A 20,115-nucleotide genomic window follows, 5' to 3' on the forward strand; every position below is an offset into this window, starting at 1 on the left:
GTACCCATGAGCAAACCATTCTCGGGCGTGAGGATCCTGGATTTTACCCAGGTCTTCGCCGGCCCGTTCAGCAGTTTCCAGCTTGCCCTGTTGGGGGCGGATGTCATCAAGGTCGAACGCCCGGAAGGCGAGGATTCCCGCTTTACCCCGCTCAGCAGGGAATGGGCGGATATGGGCATGGCGCCATCCTGGATGGCGGTCAACGCCAACAAGCGCAACCTGACCCTCGATCTGAAGCACCCGACAGCGGTGGAAATCGTCAAGCGGCTGGTCGCGGATGCCGATGTGGTGATGGAAAATTTCCGCCCCGGCGTCATGGACCGGCTCGGTATCGGCTATGACGACCTGTCGAAGATCAATCCGCGGCTGATCTATTGCGGCGTCTCCGGATTTGGACGGGAAGGGCCGCAGAAAAACGCGCCCTCCTATGACGGCAAGATTCAGGCGCTCAGCGGCGTCATGTCGATTACCGGGCATGAAGGGGACGGGCCGCTGCGCGCGGGCTTCGCGGTCTGCGATGCGCTGACGGGCATGACGGCGGCCTTTGCCGTTTCCAGCGCGATCTACCAGCGCACCCACACGGGCAAGGGGCAGCTGGTCGATGTGGCGATGTTCGATTCAACGCTCAGCTTCCTGTCGCCGACGGTGGTCGATTACACGGTCGCGGGGCACCGGCAGCGCCAGTTCGGCAATCAGGCGATCAGCCGCAAGCCCACGGCCAACCTGTTCCGGGTGAAAAACGGGTACCTGCTGCTGGCTGTGAACAATGAGGGCCAGTACATCAAACTGGCCAACACCCTGAAACGGCCGGAACTTTATGAGGACGCGCGCTTCCGGGACTGGCCGTCACGGATCGAGAACGAGCCGGCCATGCGGGAAATCATCGAGGACGCGCTGAGCGAGAACGACGCCCAGACCTGGGAGAAAATCCTGGAGGAGGGCGGCGCCCCCTGCGCCAGCGTCCGCACCATCGACGAAGCCGTCGCGCATCCGCAACTGGAATACCGCGACGTGCTCCAGACGGTCGACGGGCCGAAGGGGCCGATGACGATGATCGGGTCGGGCTTCAAGATGGCGCATGGCGGCGGCAGCATCGACCGCCCGCCGCCGACCATCGGCCAGCACACGGATGAAATTCTCGCCGACGCCGGCTACAGCGCCGAAGAGATCGCGAAGTTCCGCGCGGACAAGGTGCTGTAGGGCTCGGGGCGGAAATTGTTGGCAAATTTTGTCAAATGGTATTCTCCGGTCAAGGAGATGGTATTATGGCCACGATGAATGTTTCCCTGCCCGACCCGATGAAGCTGTGGGTGGAAGCGCAGGCGCAGACCGGACGCTACAGCAATGCGAGCGACTATGTCCGCGATCTGATCCGCCGGGACCAGGAACGCGCGGCGCAGATAGCACAGCTACAGTCCCTGATTACCGAAGGGCTGGAAAGTGGCGTCGCGGAGGATTTCAGCATGGAGGCGATCCAGGCGGAACTCGATAGCGTCTAATGTCCGAGTTTCGTGTCAGCAGGCAGGCGCGAGACGATATCCGCGAAATCGGTCGTTATACGCAGGCGCTGTGGGGACGCGTGCAGCGCCGTATTTATCTATCCAACATGGAAATGCTGTTCCGGAATCTGGCCGGGAATCCGGAGATCGCCCCGGAGCGCCATGAGTTCGATCCACCTGTCCGGCTATGTCGGTATGGCAACCACCTGATCGTATATCGCTCAGAAAATGACCCGAATTCTGATCGTCAGGGTCCTGCACGAGCGGATGGATATTTCAGCGATTCTTGGTGGCTAAGCGCGCCTTGGAAGATTTGAACCGGTCTGATCGTCCAGACCGTTACGGTTCGAACCGCCGGTTCAGTTCCGCGTTTGAAAAACTGTCCTTCGCATACCCGAATGTGCCGCCATCGCGCAGTTCTGCCGCCGCGTGCTGCACCAGTTTCAGGCAGGCGCGGGCGAGGCTGCCGCCGATGGAGACGCGGGCGACGCCGAGTTCCTGCAGTCGGGCCGTCGGCGGCGTAGTCGCCCCGGCGAGGATGTTGAGCGGCCCCTCGACCGCCTGCGCCAGCCGCCCGATCAGATCCGCATCCGCGATGCCGGGGATATAGACACTGCGCGCGCCGGCGGCATAGCAGGCATTGCAGCGGGCGACGGCGTCTTCGAACATCGCACCTGTCCGTTCGCCGCCGGCGATCAGGTAGACGTCGACCCGGGCATTGATGACGAAGGGGATGTCCAGCGCATCCGCGACCTCGCGCCCCGCCCGGATGCGGTCCACGCAAAGCGCCGGATCCAGCAGGTGCGGTTTCGCGGTACCCACGTCATAGACGCCGTCCTCGATATTCGCGCCGATTGCGCCGGCGGCGATGGCCTGGCGCACGGTTTCGGCCACGTCGTCCGGCGTCTGCCCGTATCCGCCCTCCATATCCGCCGAAACGGGAATGGAAACCGCATCGGCGCATCGCTTTACCTCGGCGGCCATTTCCGCGCGGCTGATCCGGTGCCCATCGGCGAAACCGCGTGAAAAGGCAATCCCGGCGCTGGTGGTGGCGATGGCGGGAAAGCCCGCTTCCGCCAGGATCAGCGCGCTGCCCGCATCCCAGCAATTGGGCAGGACGAGGATCTCCGGCGCGTGATGCAGGGTCAGGAAGGCCTCGGCTTTCGCTTTTTGCGCGATTTTGTCCATGGGTTTCCCTCTTTGCTCCCTGTTTCGCAATACGGATCGGTTTGCCATAGTAACGGATCGGATACATGCCGCGAAAATGGAAACCGGATACAGCCCGTAACACTGGCTACAGGCAAAAGGATGGGCGTTGCTAAGACGGCGGCCGAAGCATTCGCGGCGCGGCACCGTTAAAGGATATATCCAGGAAACAAGGCAGAAAGGCGATTTTGATGGCAGGCCTGTATTACGAAGAGTTCGAGATCGGGCATGTTTTCGAACATGCGATCACGCGAACGGTATCGGAGTACGATAATGTCCTGTTCAGCGCGCTGACGCACAACCCGCAACCGCTGCACCTGGATGAAGAGTTCGCGAAGAAAACCGAATTCGGGCAGCGGCTGGTCAACAGTCTGTATACGCTGGGACTGATGATCGGCGTCTCGGTGGACGATACGACCCTGGGCACGACCATCGCCAATCTGGGTATGACCGATGTGAAATTTCCCAAGCCGGTATTTCACGGCGATACCCTGCGCGCCACCACCACGGTGATCGACAAGCGCGACAGTAAATCCCGGCCCAATGCCGGCGTCGTCGTCTTCGAACACCGGTCCTTCAACCAGCGTGACGAGGAAGTCGCTTTCTGCGTGCGCTCCGCCTTCATGAAGAAAAAGGAAGCCGCATGACCCTGCGTTCAATGCTTTTCGTTCCCGGCGACAGCGAACGGAAAATGGAAAAGGCGATCACCAACGAAGCCGATGCCCTGATCCTGGACCTGGAGGATTCGGTCTCGCCGGACCGTACGGCGGTGGCCCGGGGCATGGTGGCGGAGTACCTGTCCGCGCGCGCCGACCGGACGAAACAGCAGCTCTGGGTGCGGATCAATCCGCTGGACACGGACAAGGCAATGCCGGACCTCGCGGCGGTGATGACCGGCGCGCCGGACGGAATCGTCCTGCCGAAAACCTATTCGGCGAAGGATGCCGTGGCCCTGGCGAACGCCCTGTCGGCGCTGGAAGCCCGGGACGGTCTGGTGATCGGGTCGACGAGAATTCTGGCGGTAGCGACGGAAACCGCGAAATCGCTGTTCACGCTGAACACCTTTATCGGCGCGACCGACCGGCTGTATGGCATGACCTGGGGCGCGGAAGACCTGGCGGCGGCGCTCGGCGCCAGCAACAACCGGCTACCCGACGGCAGTTATGACGGCCCCTATCTGCTGGCCCGGACATTGTGCCTCGCCGCCTGCCGCGCGGCCGAGGTGATGCCGGTGGATACGGTCTTTACCGATTTCCGAAATATCGAGGGGCTGGAGGAAGAAGCGGGGCAGGCGCGGCGGTCCGGCTTCTTCGGCAAGATGGCGATCCATCCCGACCAGTCGGCGCCGATCAACCGGGCGTTTACGCCGACGGCGGAAGAAATCGCCCATGCGCAGCGTATCGTCGATGCCTTCGACCGGAACCCCGGGGCCGGTACGATCGGGATCGACGGCATGATGATCGATATGCCGCACCTGAAGCAGGCGCGCGCGGTGCTGGCGCTTGTGGCGTCGCTGAAGACCTGATCGACGAGAAAGCGATCAGGATTTGAAGAATGGCCGGGCGGATTTGATCGTTCGGTTGTGGTTGCGGAATACGAGGCGTCGTCGCGGAAGCATGGCGCCGGATTGACCGCGCGGACGCGTGTTCGCCGCCGGCGCGCGGGCCTCGCAGAGGGCAGCGGCGCGCGGCCGCAAATCGACGACGCCGTCGGGACAGATCTTTTCGAGGTACCGGGCGCTGATCGGCCGGTTCAGTTCGAACACGGCATGGATATTCTCAATGCCGAAGGTGGCGGCGCATTTGACCGCCCATTTCAGCGTATTTTCAAAACGTTGCGAGTCGCTTTCCATATTGCGCCGAAAGCTGACCAGTTGCTCGCCCACGCGATAGCTGCAACTCGCGACGGTAATGATGCCTTCGGGTTCTCCGTCTGGGTCGAACGCGCGGCCCGTAAAGACAAAAACATGATCCCCCAGGTCCGCAGGAAGGCAATTCATATGATTGTACAAGGTTACGATCATGTTGCAATTTTCCTCTGGTATATACCAAGCAATAACCAAAACTTATCTAAGTAACAAATATTTTTTATTAATTTAAAATAAGTTAATAGGTATATTTATTTCATTTAAATTAATGAAAAATATTAAATCGAATTTCAACTAAATATACTGAAAATTTCGTGGCACATGTCGGAAGATCGTGCCCATTTCTGGTCGGGCGGCGGATGTACGGCGTACCGAACGGCACCGGTCTGAGAGGCCCGCAAGAGGCGCCTGCCGGGTTTACCGTTAACAGTCGGTTAACGCTTTTTAGCGATCTTCCGGCTTGTGTCGGCTGCGTCCCGACACTGCTGTGTCAATGATCTGTGAGGGGTGGAATGGAAATACATCTGGTCGATCCAGCCACCGGATTTCCCGGCGATTCAGGGAACCATATCCGGGTACTGACGGTGCCGCATCCTGTCGATCCCAGGAAAATCGTCACCAATGTCATTTGCCGTTACCGGCTGGCGGGCGGCGAGATATCGTTTCAGAAGAACCCGTTCGATTCCGACGAAAGCTTCGAGGACGCACTGAATTGGGCGAAGTCCTTCGCGCGCGTATACGGCATCGGCGATATTTACGCGGCAAATTTCGCCCGCCGCTGAGCGGAGTTCAGGCGAAGACGGCCTGCTGCCTCGTTCGCAGAATAAGGCTTCCGATAATCGCCAGGTTCCCGACATTGAAAGCCGCGCCAATCAGGAATGCCGTATCGTACGAACCGGTCAGGTCGAAAACATAACCGCCGACCCAGGCGCCCAGCGCCATGCCGCCGCCGGCGCACAGGATGACAATCCCGGTCCGCCTTCCGGCTTCCGATGCCGGCAGGAATTCGCGGATGATAACGGGATAAAGGGGTAAGATGCCGCCATACCCCAGTCCGAACAGCGCCGCGATAATATAGATGGCGGTGAGGCTGTCCACGAATGCCAGCGTGGCGAGGAACAACGCCTGCGCGGAGGAAAATATGAAAATCGCCCGTAAACCGCCGAGCCGGCGGCCCAGGAAACCGACGCCGAAGAAGCTGCTCACTGCCGCACATGCCAGCATGATCGACAGGACTTCCGCGCCGCGCGCCGGAGAATAGCCGAGGTCGCTGACATGCGATACCACGTGGCCCAGGGGCAGCGACATGGCGATGCAACACCCGATCGACGCAATGGACAATGTCACCTGCATTGCGCGCGGTGACAGGGGCGCACGCGGCGCCGGGGCGGTGTGTCCTGGTTCGGCGGGGCCGGAAGCCCTCGGTGCGGCAGGCGCCAGTGCCGCCAGCGCCGCCGGCGGTTTCTGGCGCAGCACGAGAACCAGCGGCAGCATCGTGCCCAGCGCGAACACGCCGTACCAGAATGAGGTCTGCCGCCAGCCGATTGTGTCATTGAAGTACTGGAATATCGGCGGCCAGATGGCGCCGGACAACGCCTGTCCCGAGCCCAGCATGCCGGCGGCCATGCTCTTGTTGTGCTCAAACCAGCGGGTAATATTGGCCATCAGCGGTGAGAACAGCGCGGAGCGGCCGAGGAAGCCCATCAGCACGCCGTAGATAAAGTAAAGTTCCCATTCATTCGTCACGATACTGGTCAGCATGGCGCCGATGCCGATCATTACGGCGCCGGTTACCGCCGGCATGGTCATGCCGGTCCGGTCCAGCCAGTACCCCATGAAGACGCCGCCGATGCCCGCGCCGAAATACTGCAGGGAATAGGCAAGCGACGGCACGGCGCGCGGCCAGTCGAATTCGGCACTGATCAGTTTGAGGGCGACGACCAGGAAATAAACGCTGCCGGTACCGATGAGCATGAATAGCAGCGACGCCCCCAGGACGACGTTTCGTTTCATGGCGGCGCGTTTCAATGCGGCGCGTTCTGATGACGAATCTGGCATTCGGCTTTCCTGTTCCTTAACCGAATACAACTTAAATCATGCCGCGTTTGACCGGGTGTGGGTGACGGTGGCCGCAACTGCGATTTGAAGCTTGAATGCGGGTGCAATTTATGACTAGTAATCATACTGTTACAGGGTAGGCAAGGGCCAGTTTAAAGTGGCGTTGGAGATTTCACGACAATATCTGAGGTTTGTCGATGACGAACTGATTCGTTTGTGGCGTCTCGGTCGCAACGCCATTGTCGCGTGGAGTCCCACGGATGAAGGCTTGGATGTTCTGGCGGTGCCGCAATACCTGCTGCCCAACCTTTTCAATAACCATGAGGAAATACTGGTCGGTGCGATGCAGCGCAGCAGCAAGGAACTGGCGCTGATTTCGGATATCTGTGAAATCGAACCGTACCGGATCGTCATTCCGCCGGCCATCCGCAGCAACAGCATCGGCACGCGGGCGCTGGAATACCTGACCCGGCGTTTTGGCATTACCAAGCTTGCGAACAAGGCGGTCGTCCTTTTCGATATCGTGGGGTTTTCGCGGTATTCGCCGCTCGAACAGGTTACGGCGCTGAACAGTCTGTCCTATTCCATCAACGTCGCCTATCAGCGGACGGTCGAGAACAAGCTGGATGTATCGCTGTGCCATTCGACGACAGGCGACGGTTTCTATGTCTGGAACCGGGCCGAGGGAGTCGATGCGAATATCGACCTATTCTGTTTTCTGATGCTCGTGCTCGCCGACAACTCGTTGGGGCAGCGCAAGGGGATTGCGACGACGGTCCCGGTATTGCGGACGGGATTTCATGTCGGTGACTGCTTTGAATATTTTCTGGCGGAAGGCGCCCGACCGGGCACCGGCAGCTATATCGTCGGTAACGCGACGATCCAACTGGCCCGGATGGTTGAAATTGCGCTGCAGAACCAGATTCTGATCGGTGACTTCAAAGTCACCTCAGGAGCCGGGGCAGGCGTGAATACGGACATGGAAAATTATGACGCGGTAGCCTTTCTGGAAAAGGCGCAGAAACGCCTGATTGAATTCAAGGATGTAAACCTGTCCCGGGAAAAAGTGTCCGGAATAAAGTGCTACCTGACCGGTCATGCCGAAGCCGGCGGGAAATTCAATATCTGCCGCTACCGGTTCAGCGACAAACATAATTTTCAGCATTCCGTCTTCAATGCCAAGGTCAATGTCTATCGCGCGAATAACGAGCAGATCTTCCTCGGTCGGTTGACCAAGGATCTGACCGAATTTTCCGCCGATGAAATAATTCTTCGACCGGATGCCGTCGCCGGGCCGAGTGAGGTCGCGGTGCCGGTGCCGGGAACCGCGGAATAGGACGCGACGGTTGGCGCGTTCGACCTGTCCTCCGTTTTTGCCCCCACCGGTCGGGTATTAGGTGTGCGCCGGGTGGGGCCCTTCGCGCCGCTGACGGCGCAGGTACGGCGGCAGAGTCTCGATGCGATACTGGCAAGGGGGGAGGACGAAATCCGCGTATTCGTTTACGGCTCCCTCATGTGGGATGCGGCATACCGGAATTTTGACCGATCAAATGCATTATTGCCGGGGTACCGGCGCTCATTCTGCGTCTGGACAGCGCATGCCCGCGGGACTCCGGAATTACCGGGACTCGGTCTCGGGCTGCGCCGCGACGCGGGGGCGCGATGCGGTGGCGTTCTGATCCGGCTGTCGGCAGTCGCGCATCGCGAGATTCTGGAGGCGTTGTGGGAGCGTGAAATGTGGACCGGCGTCTACGATCCCGAACGGGTCGCCATAATCACGGATGACGGCCCCGCGACCGCGCTGGCCTTCATTGTCAACCGGCGACACCCGCAATTTGCCGGCGACCTGGCGCCGGCGGAAGCCGCGCGCCATATTGCCCTGGCAGAGGGGGTATTCGGCACCTGCCGGGAGTATTTTTACGCGACGGAACGCGCCCTCCGGGATATCCCCGGGACGACCAAGGAATTTGCACTCCTGGGAAGGCTGGTGCGCCGGGAGGCTGCCCGAGCAGCGGGCGATGCGCCGTCAGGCTGACCGCTTGCGTCTTTGATCCGGACTTTTCGGCGTGCTATCCGCCAAAGGCGTGTCCTTGGCCAGCGCCTTGGCGAGATTGAACATCGATTTGCGGGTTTGCGGGTCATCGATTGAGCTGTAGGCGCGCAGAAGATCCACCGATACCGGTTCGAACAGCGCGTCTTCCGTTAATGTGCCAAGGTCGCCCGTCTCCCTGGCGTCGGGACTCGTCGCCTGCGCAATGTCGGCCGGGAGGTCGTCGAAAAAATAGGAAACAGGCACATCCAGAACTTCGCTCAGTTCGAAGAGCCGGCTGGCGCCGATCCGGTTGGCGCCGCGCTCGTACTTCTGGATCTGCTGAAACGTGAGTCCAATGGATTCGCCGAGCATCGTCTGGCTCAGCGACAGCATCTTGCGCCGGATGCGAAGGCGTTTGCCAACATGTGTGTCAATGGGATGGAAAGACTTTCTGGAGGTGGTCATGTTTCCCGTTCCGGTTTTTCTGCATTATTTGTTTACAGCCGTTCAACTAAGCGAAGCATCCTATTCTACAGCACATCCGGTTTGAAGGGAACCGCGACAGGTTCCCTTCACACCTGTGACGGTGCTTTACTTTCTGTAAGATAGATACGGTTGTGGCGGATCATGACAGTTGGTTAATTTTGTTAATTAATCTGGTTAATTAGAAAAATCTGCTATTTCTGTGATGAAAGTTTGCATTTTAATAAAAAATATCTGGCGCTTGTTCTGCAAGCCGGACACTGTGCCGGAAAGGTGTCGGCGTTATTCCCTACTATCCCTGTAGCGACAATTACTTTATTGTCGAAGGATTAAATTCCAATTTAGAATTTGCATATAAATTCTGCAATAACTATATGAAATTAAATATAAAATTTTTCATTTGGCCGTGCCGCGCCGACGTCCGATAACTACATCGGCGAAGGTGGTGGCCGCAGGTTCCCGGCATCGGAAACGCGGCTCGCCGATGGTCCGGAAAATGGCGCAAGGAGTAGCAGCTTCGATCCTCAATTACCCTGCAACGGCAGTTCATCCATTTGGGCGACGCGGAAAACCGCGCGTCAAATAAGGTGTCGCCCGGAATTCGTTCCGCCATGCGAAACGAGTGATCGAGTTGATGGGATACGAAATAGAGTGGCTGAGCGAAAACAACCCGGGCAGGCCTCGACCGGCATGCATCGCCTCTTGGATGAGGCGATGCAGCTCAGTAAGGCGCTGGACGTCATCGTTGCCTCTCAGGGTAGCAGTTCGTCAGCCGTGGGGCCGCTTGTTCGGGAACTGTCGGCCATCCACCGTCTTCTCGCCGCCGGATACCGCGACGCCGACGAGACCGGCGCGGAATCGCCGCCGGGGGCCGGCCGTCCGGTCAACCCTGAAGTGGAGGAACTGAGCGGGCGGATCGCGCGCACTGATGAACGCCTCGACGCCATCAAGTCATCGGTGTTCCAGCTTATGGAACTGATCGAAAACAGGTCGCGTAACACGCCCCGGCCGAAAGCGGCATCGGCAACCCCGGAAACCACCGGCGCGGGGAGATCCGCCACCGCCAAAAGCGACGCTGAGAAAACGGTGACGCGCGCGCAACTGAATCAGCTGAAAAGCCGCAACACCGAACTGGAACGCGAAGTATCGCGCCATCGCGATGTGGAGGTCAGCCTGCTCACGACGATGCGGGATATCCGCGCGGCAAGCCAGGCGAAAAGCGAGTTCCTGGCGAATATGAGCCACGAGTTGCGGACGCCGCTGAACGCGATCATTGGTTTCGCGGAAATCATGGAGTCGCAGCTGGTCGGGCCGCTGGGTTCCGAACAGTATGTCGGCTACGCCAAGGATGTGCGGGAAAGCGGCCAGTACCTACTGGAACTGATCAACGATATCCTCGACCTGTCCAAGATTGAATCGGGGCAGCTTGAATTCGTCGAGGACGTCGTCGACCTGCGCGATTCCGTCGAAGTCTGCATGCGAATGATCGCGGATCAGGCGGAAGAAGCCGGGCTGAAAACGAGCCTCGATATTGCAGCGGATATTCCGAACATGCGCGCAAATACGCGGATGATCCGCCAGATCTTGCTGAACCTGCTGTCCAATGCGGTCAAGTTCACGCCCTCCGGCGGTGAAATCGGCATTTCGCTTTTCCGGGAGGACAGAACCGGCGACATCATGGTCGTGGTCAAGGACAATGGAATCGGCATCGCCCAGCGGAACATCGCACGTGTCATGCGGCCTTTTGAACAGGTGGAAGGTACCGCACGCGATACGACCCATCGCGGCACCGGACTTGGCCTGCCCATGGCGAAGTCCCTCGTCGAACTGCATGGCGGCACCTTCACGCTGGATAGCGTCGTCGACGAGGGCACGACGATCACATTGCGCTTCCCCGCAAAGCGCGCCGCATGATCCCCTTGTAGCCACTTCCCCGCCGGCTGCGGTATGCTGCCCGTTTGAACGGTAAACCCGCAGGCATAAAAGGGGAGCATTATCCATGACCATCAGGACAGTGGCGATTTTGAGCCCGGGCGATATGGGGCATAATGTCGGCATCGCGCTCCGCAAGCACGGGCTGCGCGTGATCACTTGCCTCGCCGGTCGCAGCGACCGTACTCGAAAATTATCCGAAATCGCCGGGATCGAGGACATGCCGTCGCTCGAATCCCTGGTGACGGAGGCGGACTTGATCCTTTCCATCATGCCGCCCGCCGCGGCCATCGCCACGGCGGAGCTGGTTGGCGCCGCGATGAAGACCGCGGGCAGCAAACCGTATTACGCGGACTGCAATGCGGTTTCCACCGGCACGACACTGAAAACCGCGGAAATCATCACGGCGGCGGGCGCGTCCTTTATCGATGCGGGCATCGTCGGTTCACCGCCCGGGCGGACGGCGCTTGCGACCCGTTTTTATGTCAGCGGCCCCGATGCCGAAGTCATGGACGTGCTGGCCAGCGAGCACATCGCAGTGCGGCCGCTCGGTCCCGAAATCGGCCGTGCATCGGTCCTGAAAATGTGCTTCGCCGCGACCACCAAAGGGGCGTGGACGCTCTATACCGCTGCCCTGGTCACGGGCGAAGTCATGGGGCTCTCCGATGTCCTGCTGGCGGAACTGAAGAGCAGCCGTCCGGATGTCGAGGCGGAGATGCGCCGCTGGGTGCCGCGATTGCCCGTCGATGCGGGACGGTGGATCGGTGAAATGGCTGAAATCGCCGCGACCTTCGGTCGTGCCGGGCTGCCGACGGGATTTCACCAGGCGGCGGGCGAGGTCTTCACGCTGCTGGATCAGACGCCGATTGCCCGGGAAACCCGGGAAACCATAGACCCGAACCGGACGCTTGAGGAGGCGCTGGCCATGTATGCCGCGGCGCTGCCGAATCGCAAATTCACCGCACCGCCCAGCGGCGCGCAGACGCTGACGGCGCAGCCGCTGACGCCGGAAGCCTTCGCGCCATACGGCCATGTCTTCCCCGCCGGCAAAGGCGGCTCCCCGGGCACCCGCGACAGCCTTGTCGCCCGGATGGAAAATCGCCGGAACAATGCGCAGATGAACGCCTGCATGTCGTATTTCGCGCCGTCACCCATGCCCTTTACGGTCAAGGCGCTGGAAATTCACCGGTATTCGTCGCAGACCTTCGTACCCTTCAATATGGGACGCTATCTGGTGCTGGTCGCGCCGTCGGATAAAAACGGCGAGCCGGTCACGGGTGAATTGCTGGCCTTCCACGGCGATGTAAATCAGGGGATTACCTATAATCCCGATGTCTGGCATCATCCGTTCACGGCGCTGGACGAACAGGCGGAATGCCTGATGCTGCGCTTCGATGACGGCTCGAAGGTGGATACCGAATGGCACAAGGTTGCGAACGGTCCCGTGGTGACCGCATGACGGCATGACCGAATGACAGTCGTGGCGGAGGGGCGCAGCCGGCGCCGCCGGATTCTCGTCACCTGCAACCTGGCCCATAGCCAGCATGACGGCATGGTGGACATGCTGTACCCGCTGCTGCCGCTGCTGGCGCAGACCTTCGGCCTGTCCTTTGCCGAAGTCGGTATGATCCGGGCGGCCAACAAGGCGGCGATGTCGATTTTCCAGCTGCCGGCGGGAATCCTGTCCGAACGGCTTGGCGAGCGCAGCATGCTGGCGCTTGGCACCATCTGCAGCGGCGTCGCCTTCCTGCTGCTCGGCCTGTCCTCCGGGTTTCTGACCCTGCTGACGTTCCTGTTCCTGGCCGGATGTGGCAATGCGGTACAGCATCCGCTCTGTTCGTCGCTGATTTCCGGCGCCTATGACGGCGGCGGCCGCCGCGGCGCGCTGGGCACGTATAATTTCTTTGGCGATGTCGGCAAGATCGCCTTTGCCGGTTTCACCAGCCTGATGATCGGCGCCGGATTCGCCTGGAACGTGCCCGTACTTGTCGCGGGCGGTACGGGAATAGCGGTTGGCCTGGCCGTCTTTGTATCGCTCGGTGCGCTCGGCGCCGCCGGCGCGCCCGCCCGGCGACATGATCATGAGGCGTTGCCGGTGCGGCAGGGCTGGGGCATCCGGGACCGCAGCGGGTTTTCCGCATTATGCGGTATCGCGGTGCTGGACAGCGTGACGCGCAGCGGATTCCTGACCTTTCTCGCCTTCCTGATGATCGCCCGCGACGTGCCGGAAGGATGGGCGGCGATGGCGGTGGTCATGGTCTTCGCGGGCGGCATGGTCGGTAAGCTGGCCTGCGGTTACCTGGCCGACCGGATCGGCGTCATCCGCACGGTCGTCGTGACGGAAATCGCCACGGGCGTGGGCATCCTGCTGACGCTGGTCCTGCCCAGCCCCTGGTCCTTCTTCCTGCTGCCGTTTATCGGAGTCGCCTTGAACGGCACCTCGTCGGTGCTGTATGGAACCATAGGCGATCTGGTGGAAGGCGACCGGCAGTCGCGGGCCTTTGGTCTGTTCTACACGCTGGGATCCGCCTGCGGAATCCTGGCGCCGCTGGGTTATGGCCTGCTTGGCGATATCATCGGTATACCGGCGACGATTGCGGTTGTCGGTTGCGTTATCTTTTTGACGATACCGCTTTGCTTCCTGCTGCGCCCGGCCATCGGCGCGGCGCGGGTCAGTCCAGTCTGAAACCGTGTGAATTCAAAAAAGCCTTGAAGCCCGCGCGTTCCGGCAGGGACAACTGACGGGTGGCATTCTCCGACCAGCCGCAGAAGTCGAGCGCGCCGTATTTGTCCGTGTGGCGCTGCTTTTCCGGCGGAATGGCGTAGATGGCGTGGCGCCGCCTGTCATAGGCGTCGGTTTCCGCCTCCAGGCTGGAATCGTCGTATTTGTCGCGGTGTACGACACTGGCCGGCGGCAGACGCATCGATATAAATCCTGGCACCGCGGGCCAGCCGACGGTGAGCCCGCAGATCGGGAAGACGCCGTCCGGCAGCGCCAGCAATTCGCACATCAGTTCGATCCGGTTGCGGACCCCGCTGATCGGGCAGCAGCCGAGCCCGACCGATTCCGCGGCGTTGATGAAGCACTGCATGGCGAGCGCCGCATCGATGCAGCCGTTCATGAAGGTATCGATATTGTCGTTCTGGTAATCGTGCCCCCGGATTTCGGCCAGCCGCCGGATCCGGCGGTTATCGGCGCAGAACATCAAAAAGACCGGCGCCTTGCCCTCCCAGTCGCCGATGACCTCGCGGGATTTCGGGTCGGTCACGACGATGATGGAATATTGCTGCAGGTCGGACTTCGCCGGGGCGGACTGCGCGCAGGCCAGCAGGACATCCAGCAGGTCGTCGGAAACAGGCTCGTCGGTATAGCGGCGGATCGAGCGCCGATTGAGGATCCCGGCGACGGCGCCTTCCGCCTTCATGTCCCTGCCGATATCCCGCTCGATGCCGAACCGGGCCTTGTACAGTTCCGCGATTGTTTTCATTTCACTTCTCTCCCATGCCGCTATCTGACGAGTGTCCGGACAGGTCATAGCATCCGAGGGGCCGATTGCGCGAGGCCGGAGGCGTGGCTAGTCTGCCGTCTTCAAACAGGGAGAGCCGTCATGAAAATCAAATCCGTCACCGCGACCTGGCTGCATGTGCCGATACCGCCCGAACGGCAGCATGTTACCGATTTCGGCCGGATTTCCTCATTCGATACGACCCTGGTGCGAGTCGAGACGGAATGCGGCCTGGTCGGTCATGGCGAGGCGAAGGCGGCGGTGGGCAGCGCCAGCACGAATCATGCACTCGGCACCATTATCGAAAAGGAACTGGGTCCCCAGATCATTGGCGAGGACCCGCGCGATATCTCGCGGCTGTGGGACGTGATGTATAACGGCAGCCGCGCCCATTTCGCGCTGGACCGCGGCCATGTCTTCCCGGTGCTGGGGCGCCAGGGGCTGAATATCTGCGGCATTGCCGGCATCGACATGGCGCTGTGGGATATCCTGGGCAAGTCGCTCAACGCGCCGGTCTGGCGGCTGCTGGGCGGGCGGCGCCACGAACGGATGCCGGCCTATGCATCGGGCGGCTGGGCGCCGGCGGACCGGATCGCCGCCGAACTTCAGGGCTTCATCGACAGCGGCAATTTCAAGGCGGTGAAGATGCGCGTCGGGGCGGGGGATGGCGAGGTGAAGAATTCCATCGCCCGTGTCCGCGCCGCGCGGGCCGGGCTGGGCGACGATATCGATATCATGTGCGACGCGCATGGCACGATGAATGTCGCCGAGGCGAAGCGGTTCTGTCGGGGCGTCGCCGATTGCGATATCGCCTGGTTCGAAGAACCGGTGACGGCGGACGACAAGATCGGCCTGGCGGAAATCCGCGCCGGCACCGACATCCCCATTGCGACGGGCGAGAGCGAATTTACCCGCTTCGATTTTCGCGACCTGGCGCTGTTACGGGCGGCGGATATATTTCAGCCCGACCTCGCTATCGCGGGCGGGATCACCGAGGCGATGCGGATCGAGGCCATCGCCAGCGCGCATCAGATCCGCTTCGCGGCGCATCTTTGGGGCGGGGCGCTGGCCTTCGCGGCCGGATTGCAGGTATCGGCGGTCGCATCCACCGCATTCATTCTGGAGTATTCGCTGGGGGCGAACCCGATCCTTCGCGAACTTGCGGTCGAGGACTTCATCGCCGTGGACGGCTATATCGAGATTCCGGACCGGCCGGGGCTGGGCGTGACGGTCGATTACGACTTCGTGAATCGCGTGGCGGTCAGGTCATGACTTCCTGCGCCGGGTTTCCCGGTGCAGGATATAGAGCCCGCTGGCGATCACGAAGCTGCCGCCGACCAGAATGAACTGGTCCGGAACCGTGCCCCAGATGAAGTAGCCCAGGGCCACGGCCCAGATCACGGCGGAATACTTGAACGGGGAGACCAGCGCCGCTTCCGCGACCCGGAACGCTTCGACCATCAGGATATGGGCGACGCCGCCGAGGATTCCGGCAAGCGCCAGCAGGGAAAGATCGACCCAGCCGACCGCGACCCAGCCGAAGGGAATCGTCAGCAGCCCGACGATGACCAGCCCCAGGGTCGACCACACCATGATGGCGTTGGTGCTTTCGGTGGCGCTGATCCGGCGGGTGGCGATGTCGCGAAATGTGGAAAACAGCGCCGCGACGATCGGCACCAGGGCCAGGGGCTGCATGGCCTCCGGCGTTGGCCGCATCATGATGACGACGCCGACAAAGCCGACCAGCACCGCCACCCAGCGCCGCCAGCCGATATGCTCGCCCAGCATCGGTTTGGCCAGGGCGGTCACGAACAGGGGCCCGGCGAACAGCAGCGTTGCCGCATCGGCAAGCGGCAGCAGGATCATGGAGGTCGCGATCAGGGTTGTGGAGCCGATATAGAAGAAGGCCCTGATCGACATACCCCGCCGGTCATGGACCCGCAGGCTGGCAAGCCCGCCGGTGCGCGCCGCCAGAATGCCGACCGGGATGAAAATGAACATGGCGCGCAGGCAGACGATCTGCCAGACAGGGAAAGTATCGCCCAGCCATTTGGTTGCCGCGTCTGCGAGCGTCAGCAAAAGCAGCGCTAGCACCATGTAGGCAATGCCGCGCAACGACGATTGCGGTCCCCGCTGCGTCATCGAATTTTGGTGCGCCGTGGGCGAAAGGACAAAAATTTGTCGAACATATGGGGTATCCCTGAAACTAGCTCTTGATCTGTGGAAACTGGCGTATTAAGTCCCCTTAGCACTCTGGCTCAAAGAGTGCTAAACGATTATTGCATCAAGACAAGATATCACCGGAGGGAAGACCAAATGAATTTCAGACCATTGCACGATCGTGTGCTGGTGCGCCGCGTGGAAGAGGAAACGAAATCCGCAGGCGGCATCATCATCCCCGATACGGCGAAAGAAAAGCCGATGCAGGGCAAAATTGTCGCGGTCGGTTCTGGCGCTCGCAATGAAAAGGGCGAAATCGTGCCGTTGGACGTGAAGTCCGGCGATCTCATTCTGTTCGGCAAATGGTCCGGCACTGAAATCAAGCTGGACGGCGAAGAACTGCTGATTATGAAAGAATCCGATGTCATGGGCGTACTGAACTAATTCAGTACGACGGACATCAAGTGAAAAGGATAAGGTAAATGGCTGCCAAAGAAGTCAAATTTTCAACCGACGCACGCACGCGGATGCTGCGCGGGATCGATATTCTCGCGGATGCCGTCAAGGTGACGCTCGGCCCGAAAGGCCGGAACGTCATTATCGACAAGTCGTTCGGCGCCCCGCGTATTACGAAGGACGGCGTGACGGTCGCCAAGGAAATCGAACTGGAAGACAAGTTCGAAAACATGGGCGCCCAGATGGTGCGTGAAGTCGCGTCGAAGACGAACGATATTGCCGGTGACGGCACGACGACGGCAACCATTCTGGCCCAGGCCATTGTGCGCGAAGGCCTGCGTTCCGTTGCCGCCGGCATGAACCCGATGGACCTGCGCCGTGGTATCGACGCTGCTGTTTCGGCGGTTGTCGCGGACCTTGCCAAGCGCTCCAAGAAAGTCACCACGAACGCCGAAATCGCCCAGGTCGGTTCGATTTCCGCCAATGGCGACAGCGAAGTCGGCAAGATGCTGGCGGAAGCGATGGCGAAAGTCGGCAATACCGGTGTTATCACGATCGAGGAAGCCAAGTCGCTCGACACCTCCCTTGAAGTCGTCGAGGGCATGCAGTTCGACCGTGGCTACCTGTCGCCCTATTTCGTGACCAACGCGGAAAAGATGAAGGTGGTGCTCGACGATCCGTACATCCTGATCCATGAATCGAAGCTTTCGGGCCTGCAGCCGATGCTGCCGCTGCTCGAAGCCGTGGTGCAGTCCTCGCGGCCGCTGCTGATCATCGCCGAAGACATCGAAGGCGAAGCGCTGGCGACCCTCGTGGTCAACCGTCTGCGCGGCGGGTTGAAGGTTGCCGCTGTCAAGGCGCCGGGCTTCGGTGACCGCCGCAAGGCCATGCTGGCCGATATCGCGGTGCTGACCGGCGGTCAGGTGATTTCCGAAGATCTGGGGATCAAGCTGGAAAACGTCTCGCTGGACATGCTGGGCCGCGCCAAGCGGGTCGAGATCGACAAGGACAACACCGTTATCGTCGACGGCGCCGGCAAGAAGAAGGAAATCCAGGCCCGCTGCGACCAGATTCGCGCGCAGGTCGAGGAAACCACGTCCGATTACGACAAGGAAAAGCTGCAGGAACGGCTGGCCAAACTGGCCGGCGGCGTTGCGGTCATCCATGTCGGCGGTTCGACCGAGATTGAGGTGAAGGAACGCAAGGATCGCGTCGAAGACGCGATGAATGCGACCCGTGCCGCGGTCGAGGAAGGCATCGTTGCCGGGGGCGGCGTTGCGTTGCTGCGCTCGATCAAGGCGCTGAAGAACCTCAAGGGCGTCAATGAAGACCAGAATGTCGGCATCAACATCGTCCGCAGGGCGATCCAGACCCCGTGCCGTCAGATCGCCAGCAATGCGGGCGAAGACGGCTCGGTGATTGCCGGCAAGCTGCTGGAAAACAACGACCCCAATTGGGGCTTCGATGCACAGACCGCGAAGTATTGCGACATGGTCAAGGCCGGCATCATCGATCCGGTCAAGGTTGTCCGCGTCGCGCTGCAGGATGCCGCCTCGGTGGCGGGCCTGCTGATCACGACGGAAGCCATGGTCGCCGACAAGCCCGAGAAGAAGGGTGCGGCGGGCGGCGGCATGCCCGATATGGGCGGTATGGGCGGCATGGGTGACATGGGCGGTATGGGTTTCTGATACTGCGCTCTCACACTGTTTCGTGGAAAGGCCGTGCCCTCCGGGGCGCGGCCTTTTCTTGCGGGGGCTCGGCTGGAATTGCCGGCAGAATTGGGGAATAGTGGATGTATCGAACCCGGCATGCCGGTCGTTCGAATACAATCACACACGGGAGGCGTGTCATGCGGGGCGTAGTTTTTTTGGGTGACCGGCAGATCGAGGTCCGGGAATTTCCCGATCCTGAACCCGGTCCGCGCGAAGTCGTGCTGGAAATCAGGGCGTCGGGCATGTGCGGCAGCGACCTCAAGCTGTATCGCAATACCTGGACTTCGGGCGCGGTCAGCGGCGGGATCAAGCGCAGCGACGTGCCGGTGATCGCGGGGCATGAGCCCTGCGGCGTCGTCGTCGCCGTCGGTTCGGCCGTGACCCCGCAGGAGGCCCGTGTCGGCCAGCGGGTGATGGATCACCACTATCAGGGCTGCGGCACCTGCAAGCATTGCAGCGCCGGCTGGGCGCAGATGTGTCTGGATGGGGCCATCGTCTTCGGGTCCGGCGGTAATGGCGGCCATGCCAATTACATGAAGGTGCCGGTTTCGACGCTGGTGCCGCTGCCGGATGCGCTGTCCTTCGAAACCGGCGCCGCGATTTCCTGCGGTACGGGCACGGCCTATGGGGCGCTGAAGCGCCTGTCGCTGCATGGCGAGGAAACCATTGCGATATTCGGCCAGGGTCCGGTCGGTCTTTCGGCGACGCAACTGGCAAAGGCGATGGGCGCCCGGGTCATCGCCCTGGATATCTCGCCCGAGCGCTGCGAACGGGCGCGCGAATTCGGCGCCGACGAGGTCATCAATCCGGGCAGCAACGATCCGGTCGAAGCCATTCGCGAACTGACCCACGGCGAAGGCGCGCACAAGACGATGGATTGCTCATCGGCGCCGCAGGCCCGCCGCGCCGCGGTGCAGGCGACCCGGTCCTGGGGGACGGCCTGCTATGTGGGCGAGGGCGGCGAAGTGACGCTGGAGGTCAGCCCGGACATGCTGCGCCGCCAGATCACCCTGATGGCGTCCTGGACCTTTTCCAAGAACATCCAGGCTGAATGCGCCGAATTCGTCGCCGACCGCAATATCGACGTGGAGCGGCTGTTCACCCATCGCTGGACGCTCGACCAGGCCGATGAAGCCTACAGGCTGTTCGACAGGCAGGTCGACGGCAAGGCGGTGATCCTGCCGAACTGAGGCCTTCCGGCGCA

At 61.0% G+C, this 20,115-nt stretch carries 21 protein-coding genes; 15 read left to right on the plus strand and 6 right to left on the minus strand.

The genetic code is table 11. From position 1 onward, the window contains the following. The first annotated feature begins 6 nt into the window (after positions 1 to 6). From WD767_01690 to WD767_01700, 3 genes are all read left to right on the plus strand, one after another. Positions 7 to 1,200: a CoA transferase gene (locus WD767_01690; protein MEX2614783.1), complete on the plus strand. Its 1,194-nt coding sequence runs from the start codon at positions 7 to 9 to the stop codon at positions 1,198 to 1,200. A 65-nt stretch (positions 1,201 to 1,265) separates the two neighbouring features. Continuing rightward, a complete protein-coding gene (locus tag WD767_01695) occupies positions 1,266 to 1,499 on the plus strand; it encodes a type II toxin-antitoxin system ParD family antitoxin (GenBank protein MEX2614784.1) in 234 nt (77 codons plus the stop codon). Then, a complete protein-coding gene (locus WD767_01700) occupies positions 1,499 to 1,816 on the plus strand; it encodes a type II toxin-antitoxin system RelE/ParE family toxin (protein MEX2614785.1) in 318 nt (105 codons plus the stop codon). Before WD767_01695 ends, WD767_01700 begins: the two co-directional genes overlap by 1 nt. A 22-nt stretch (positions 1,817 to 1,838) precedes the next feature. Here WD767_01700 and WD767_01705 read toward each other — a convergent pair whose 3' ends face one another. Beyond that, positions 1,839 to 2,687, minus strand: a complete 849-nt coding sequence (locus tag WD767_01705; GenBank protein ID MEX2614786.1) for an isocitrate lyase/phosphoenolpyruvate mutase family protein — start codon at positions 2,685 to 2,687, stop codon at positions 1,839 to 1,841. Between the two features lie 209 nt (positions 2,688 to 2,896). On the opposite strand from WD767_01705, the gene WD767_01710 reads away from it, so the two are divergent. Next, positions 2,897 to 3,352, plus strand: coding sequence for a MaoC family dehydratase (locus WD767_01710; protein MEX2614787.1), 456 nt, complete (start codon positions 2,897 to 2,899; stop codon positions 3,350 to 3,352). Further along, positions 3,349 to 4,230: a CoA ester lyase gene (locus WD767_01715; protein MEX2614788.1), complete on the plus strand. Its 882-nt coding sequence runs from the start codon at positions 3,349 to 3,351 to the stop codon at positions 4,228 to 4,230. The genes WD767_01710 and WD767_01715 overlap by 4 nt, the downstream gene beginning before the upstream one ends. 15 nt (positions 4,231 to 4,245) lie before the next feature. Here WD767_01715 and WD767_01720 read toward each other — a convergent pair whose 3' ends face one another. Continuing rightward, a complete protein-coding gene (locus tag WD767_01720) occupies positions 4,246 to 4,728 on the minus strand; it encodes a hypothetical protein (protein ID MEX2614789.1) in 483 nt (160 codons plus the stop codon). Between the two features lie 356 nt (positions 4,729 to 5,084). Between WD767_01720 and WD767_01725 the strand changes: the two genes are divergently transcribed. After that, positions 5,085 to 5,354: a hypothetical protein gene (locus WD767_01725; protein MEX2614790.1), complete on the plus strand. Its 270-nt coding sequence runs from the start codon at positions 5,085 to 5,087 to the stop codon at positions 5,352 to 5,354. Positions 5,355 to 5,361: 7 nt separating this feature from the next. Here the strand turns inward: WD767_01725 and WD767_01730 are convergent, their stop codons facing one another. Next, positions 5,362 to 6,630: an MFS transporter gene (locus tag WD767_01730; GenBank protein MEX2614791.1), complete on the minus strand. Its 1,269-nt coding sequence runs from the start codon at positions 6,628 to 6,630 to the stop codon at positions 5,362 to 5,364. A 268-nt stretch (positions 6,631 to 6,898) separates the two neighbouring features. Here WD767_01730 and WD767_01735 point away from each other — a divergent pair, with 268 nt between their 5' ends. Both WD767_01735 and WD767_01740 read left to right on the plus strand, forming a co-directional pair. Then, complete coding sequence (locus WD767_01735) at positions 6,899 to 7,966, plus strand: hypothetical protein (protein ID MEX2614792.1); 1,068 nt, start codon at positions 6,899 to 6,901, stop codon at positions 7,964 to 7,966. A 72-nt stretch (positions 7,967 to 8,038) separates the two neighbouring features. Next, positions 8,039 to 8,665 (plus strand): gamma-glutamylcyclotransferase, encoded by a 627-nt coding sequence (locus tag WD767_01740; protein MEX2614793.1) that lies wholly within the window; start codon positions 8,039 to 8,041, stop codon positions 8,663 to 8,665. Here the strand turns inward: WD767_01740 and WD767_01745 are convergent. Further along, the gene (locus tag WD767_01745) at positions 8,657 to 9,127 is read right to left on the minus strand and encodes a helix-turn-helix transcriptional regulator (protein ID MEX2614794.1); all 471 of its coding nucleotides are present in this window, start codon (positions 9,125 to 9,127) and stop codon (positions 8,657 to 8,659) included. The two genes, WD767_01740 and WD767_01745, sit on opposite strands and share 9 nt — an antisense overlap. A 732-nt stretch (positions 9,128 to 9,859) precedes the next feature. Between WD767_01745 and WD767_01750 the strand changes: the two genes are divergently transcribed. The 3 genes from WD767_01750 (at position 9,860) to WD767_01760 (ending at position 13,763) form a co-directional block, all read left to right on the plus strand. Next, the gene (locus tag WD767_01750; protein MEX2614795.1) at positions 9,860 to 11,059 is read left to right on the plus strand and encodes a HAMP domain-containing sensor histidine kinase; all 1,200 of its coding nucleotides are present in this window, start codon (positions 9,860 to 9,862) and stop codon (positions 11,057 to 11,059) included. 85 nt (positions 11,060 to 11,144) lie between these two features. Then, a complete protein-coding gene (locus WD767_01755; GenBank protein MEX2614796.1) occupies positions 11,145 to 12,536 on the plus strand; it encodes an ureidoglycolate lyase in 1,392 nt (463 codons plus the stop codon). A 12-nt stretch (positions 12,537 to 12,548) separates the two neighbouring features. Further along, a complete protein-coding gene (locus WD767_01760; protein ID MEX2614797.1) occupies positions 12,549 to 13,763 on the plus strand; it encodes an MFS transporter in 1,215 nt (404 codons plus the stop codon). Here the strand turns inward: WD767_01760 and WD767_01765 are convergent. After that, complete coding sequence (locus WD767_01765; GenBank protein MEX2614798.1) at positions 13,750 to 14,565, minus strand: nitroreductase family protein; 816 nt, start codon at positions 14,563 to 14,565, stop codon at positions 13,750 to 13,752. The two genes, WD767_01760 and WD767_01765, sit on opposite strands and share 14 nt — an antisense overlap. Positions 14,566 to 14,685: 120 nt before the next feature. Here WD767_01765 and WD767_01770 point away from each other — a divergent pair, with 120 nt between their 5' ends. After that, positions 14,686 to 15,855, plus strand: coding sequence for a mandelate racemase/muconate lactonizing enzyme family protein (locus WD767_01770; GenBank protein MEX2614799.1), 1,170 nt, complete (start codon positions 14,686 to 14,688; stop codon positions 15,853 to 15,855). Here the strand turns inward: WD767_01770 and WD767_01775 are convergent. After that, entirely contained in the window at positions 15,850 to 16,725 is an 876-nt protein-coding gene (locus WD767_01775; GenBank protein ID MEX2614800.1) for a DMT family transporter, read from the minus strand. The genes WD767_01770 and WD767_01775 overlap by 6 nt on opposite strands. Positions 16,726 to 16,899: 174 nt before the next feature. Here WD767_01775 and groES point away from each other — a divergent pair, with 174 nt between their 5' ends. The 3 genes from groES to WD767_01790 all read left to right on the plus strand — a co-directional run bounded on the left by groES (position 16,900) and on the right by WD767_01790 (position 20,101). Further along, complete coding sequence (gene groES, locus WD767_01780; protein ID MEX2614801.1) at positions 16,900 to 17,187, plus strand: co-chaperone GroES; 288 nt, start codon at positions 16,900 to 16,902, stop codon at positions 17,185 to 17,187. A gap of 38 nt (positions 17,188 to 17,225) precedes the next feature. Next, positions 17,226 to 18,887, plus strand: a complete 1,662-nt coding sequence (gene groL / locus WD767_01785) for a chaperonin GroEL (protein MEX2614802.1) — start codon at positions 17,226 to 17,228, stop codon at positions 18,885 to 18,887. Positions 18,888 to 19,048: 161 nt separating this feature from the next. After that, entirely contained in the window at positions 19,049 to 20,101 is a 1,053-nt protein-coding gene (locus WD767_01790; GenBank protein MEX2614803.1) for a zinc-binding dehydrogenase, read from the plus strand. The last annotated feature ends 14 nt before the right edge of the window (positions 20,102 to 20,115 follow it).

Source organism: Alphaproteobacteria bacterium (assembly GCA_040905865.1).
Lineage (GTDB): Bacteria > Pseudomonadota > Alphaproteobacteria > UBA8366.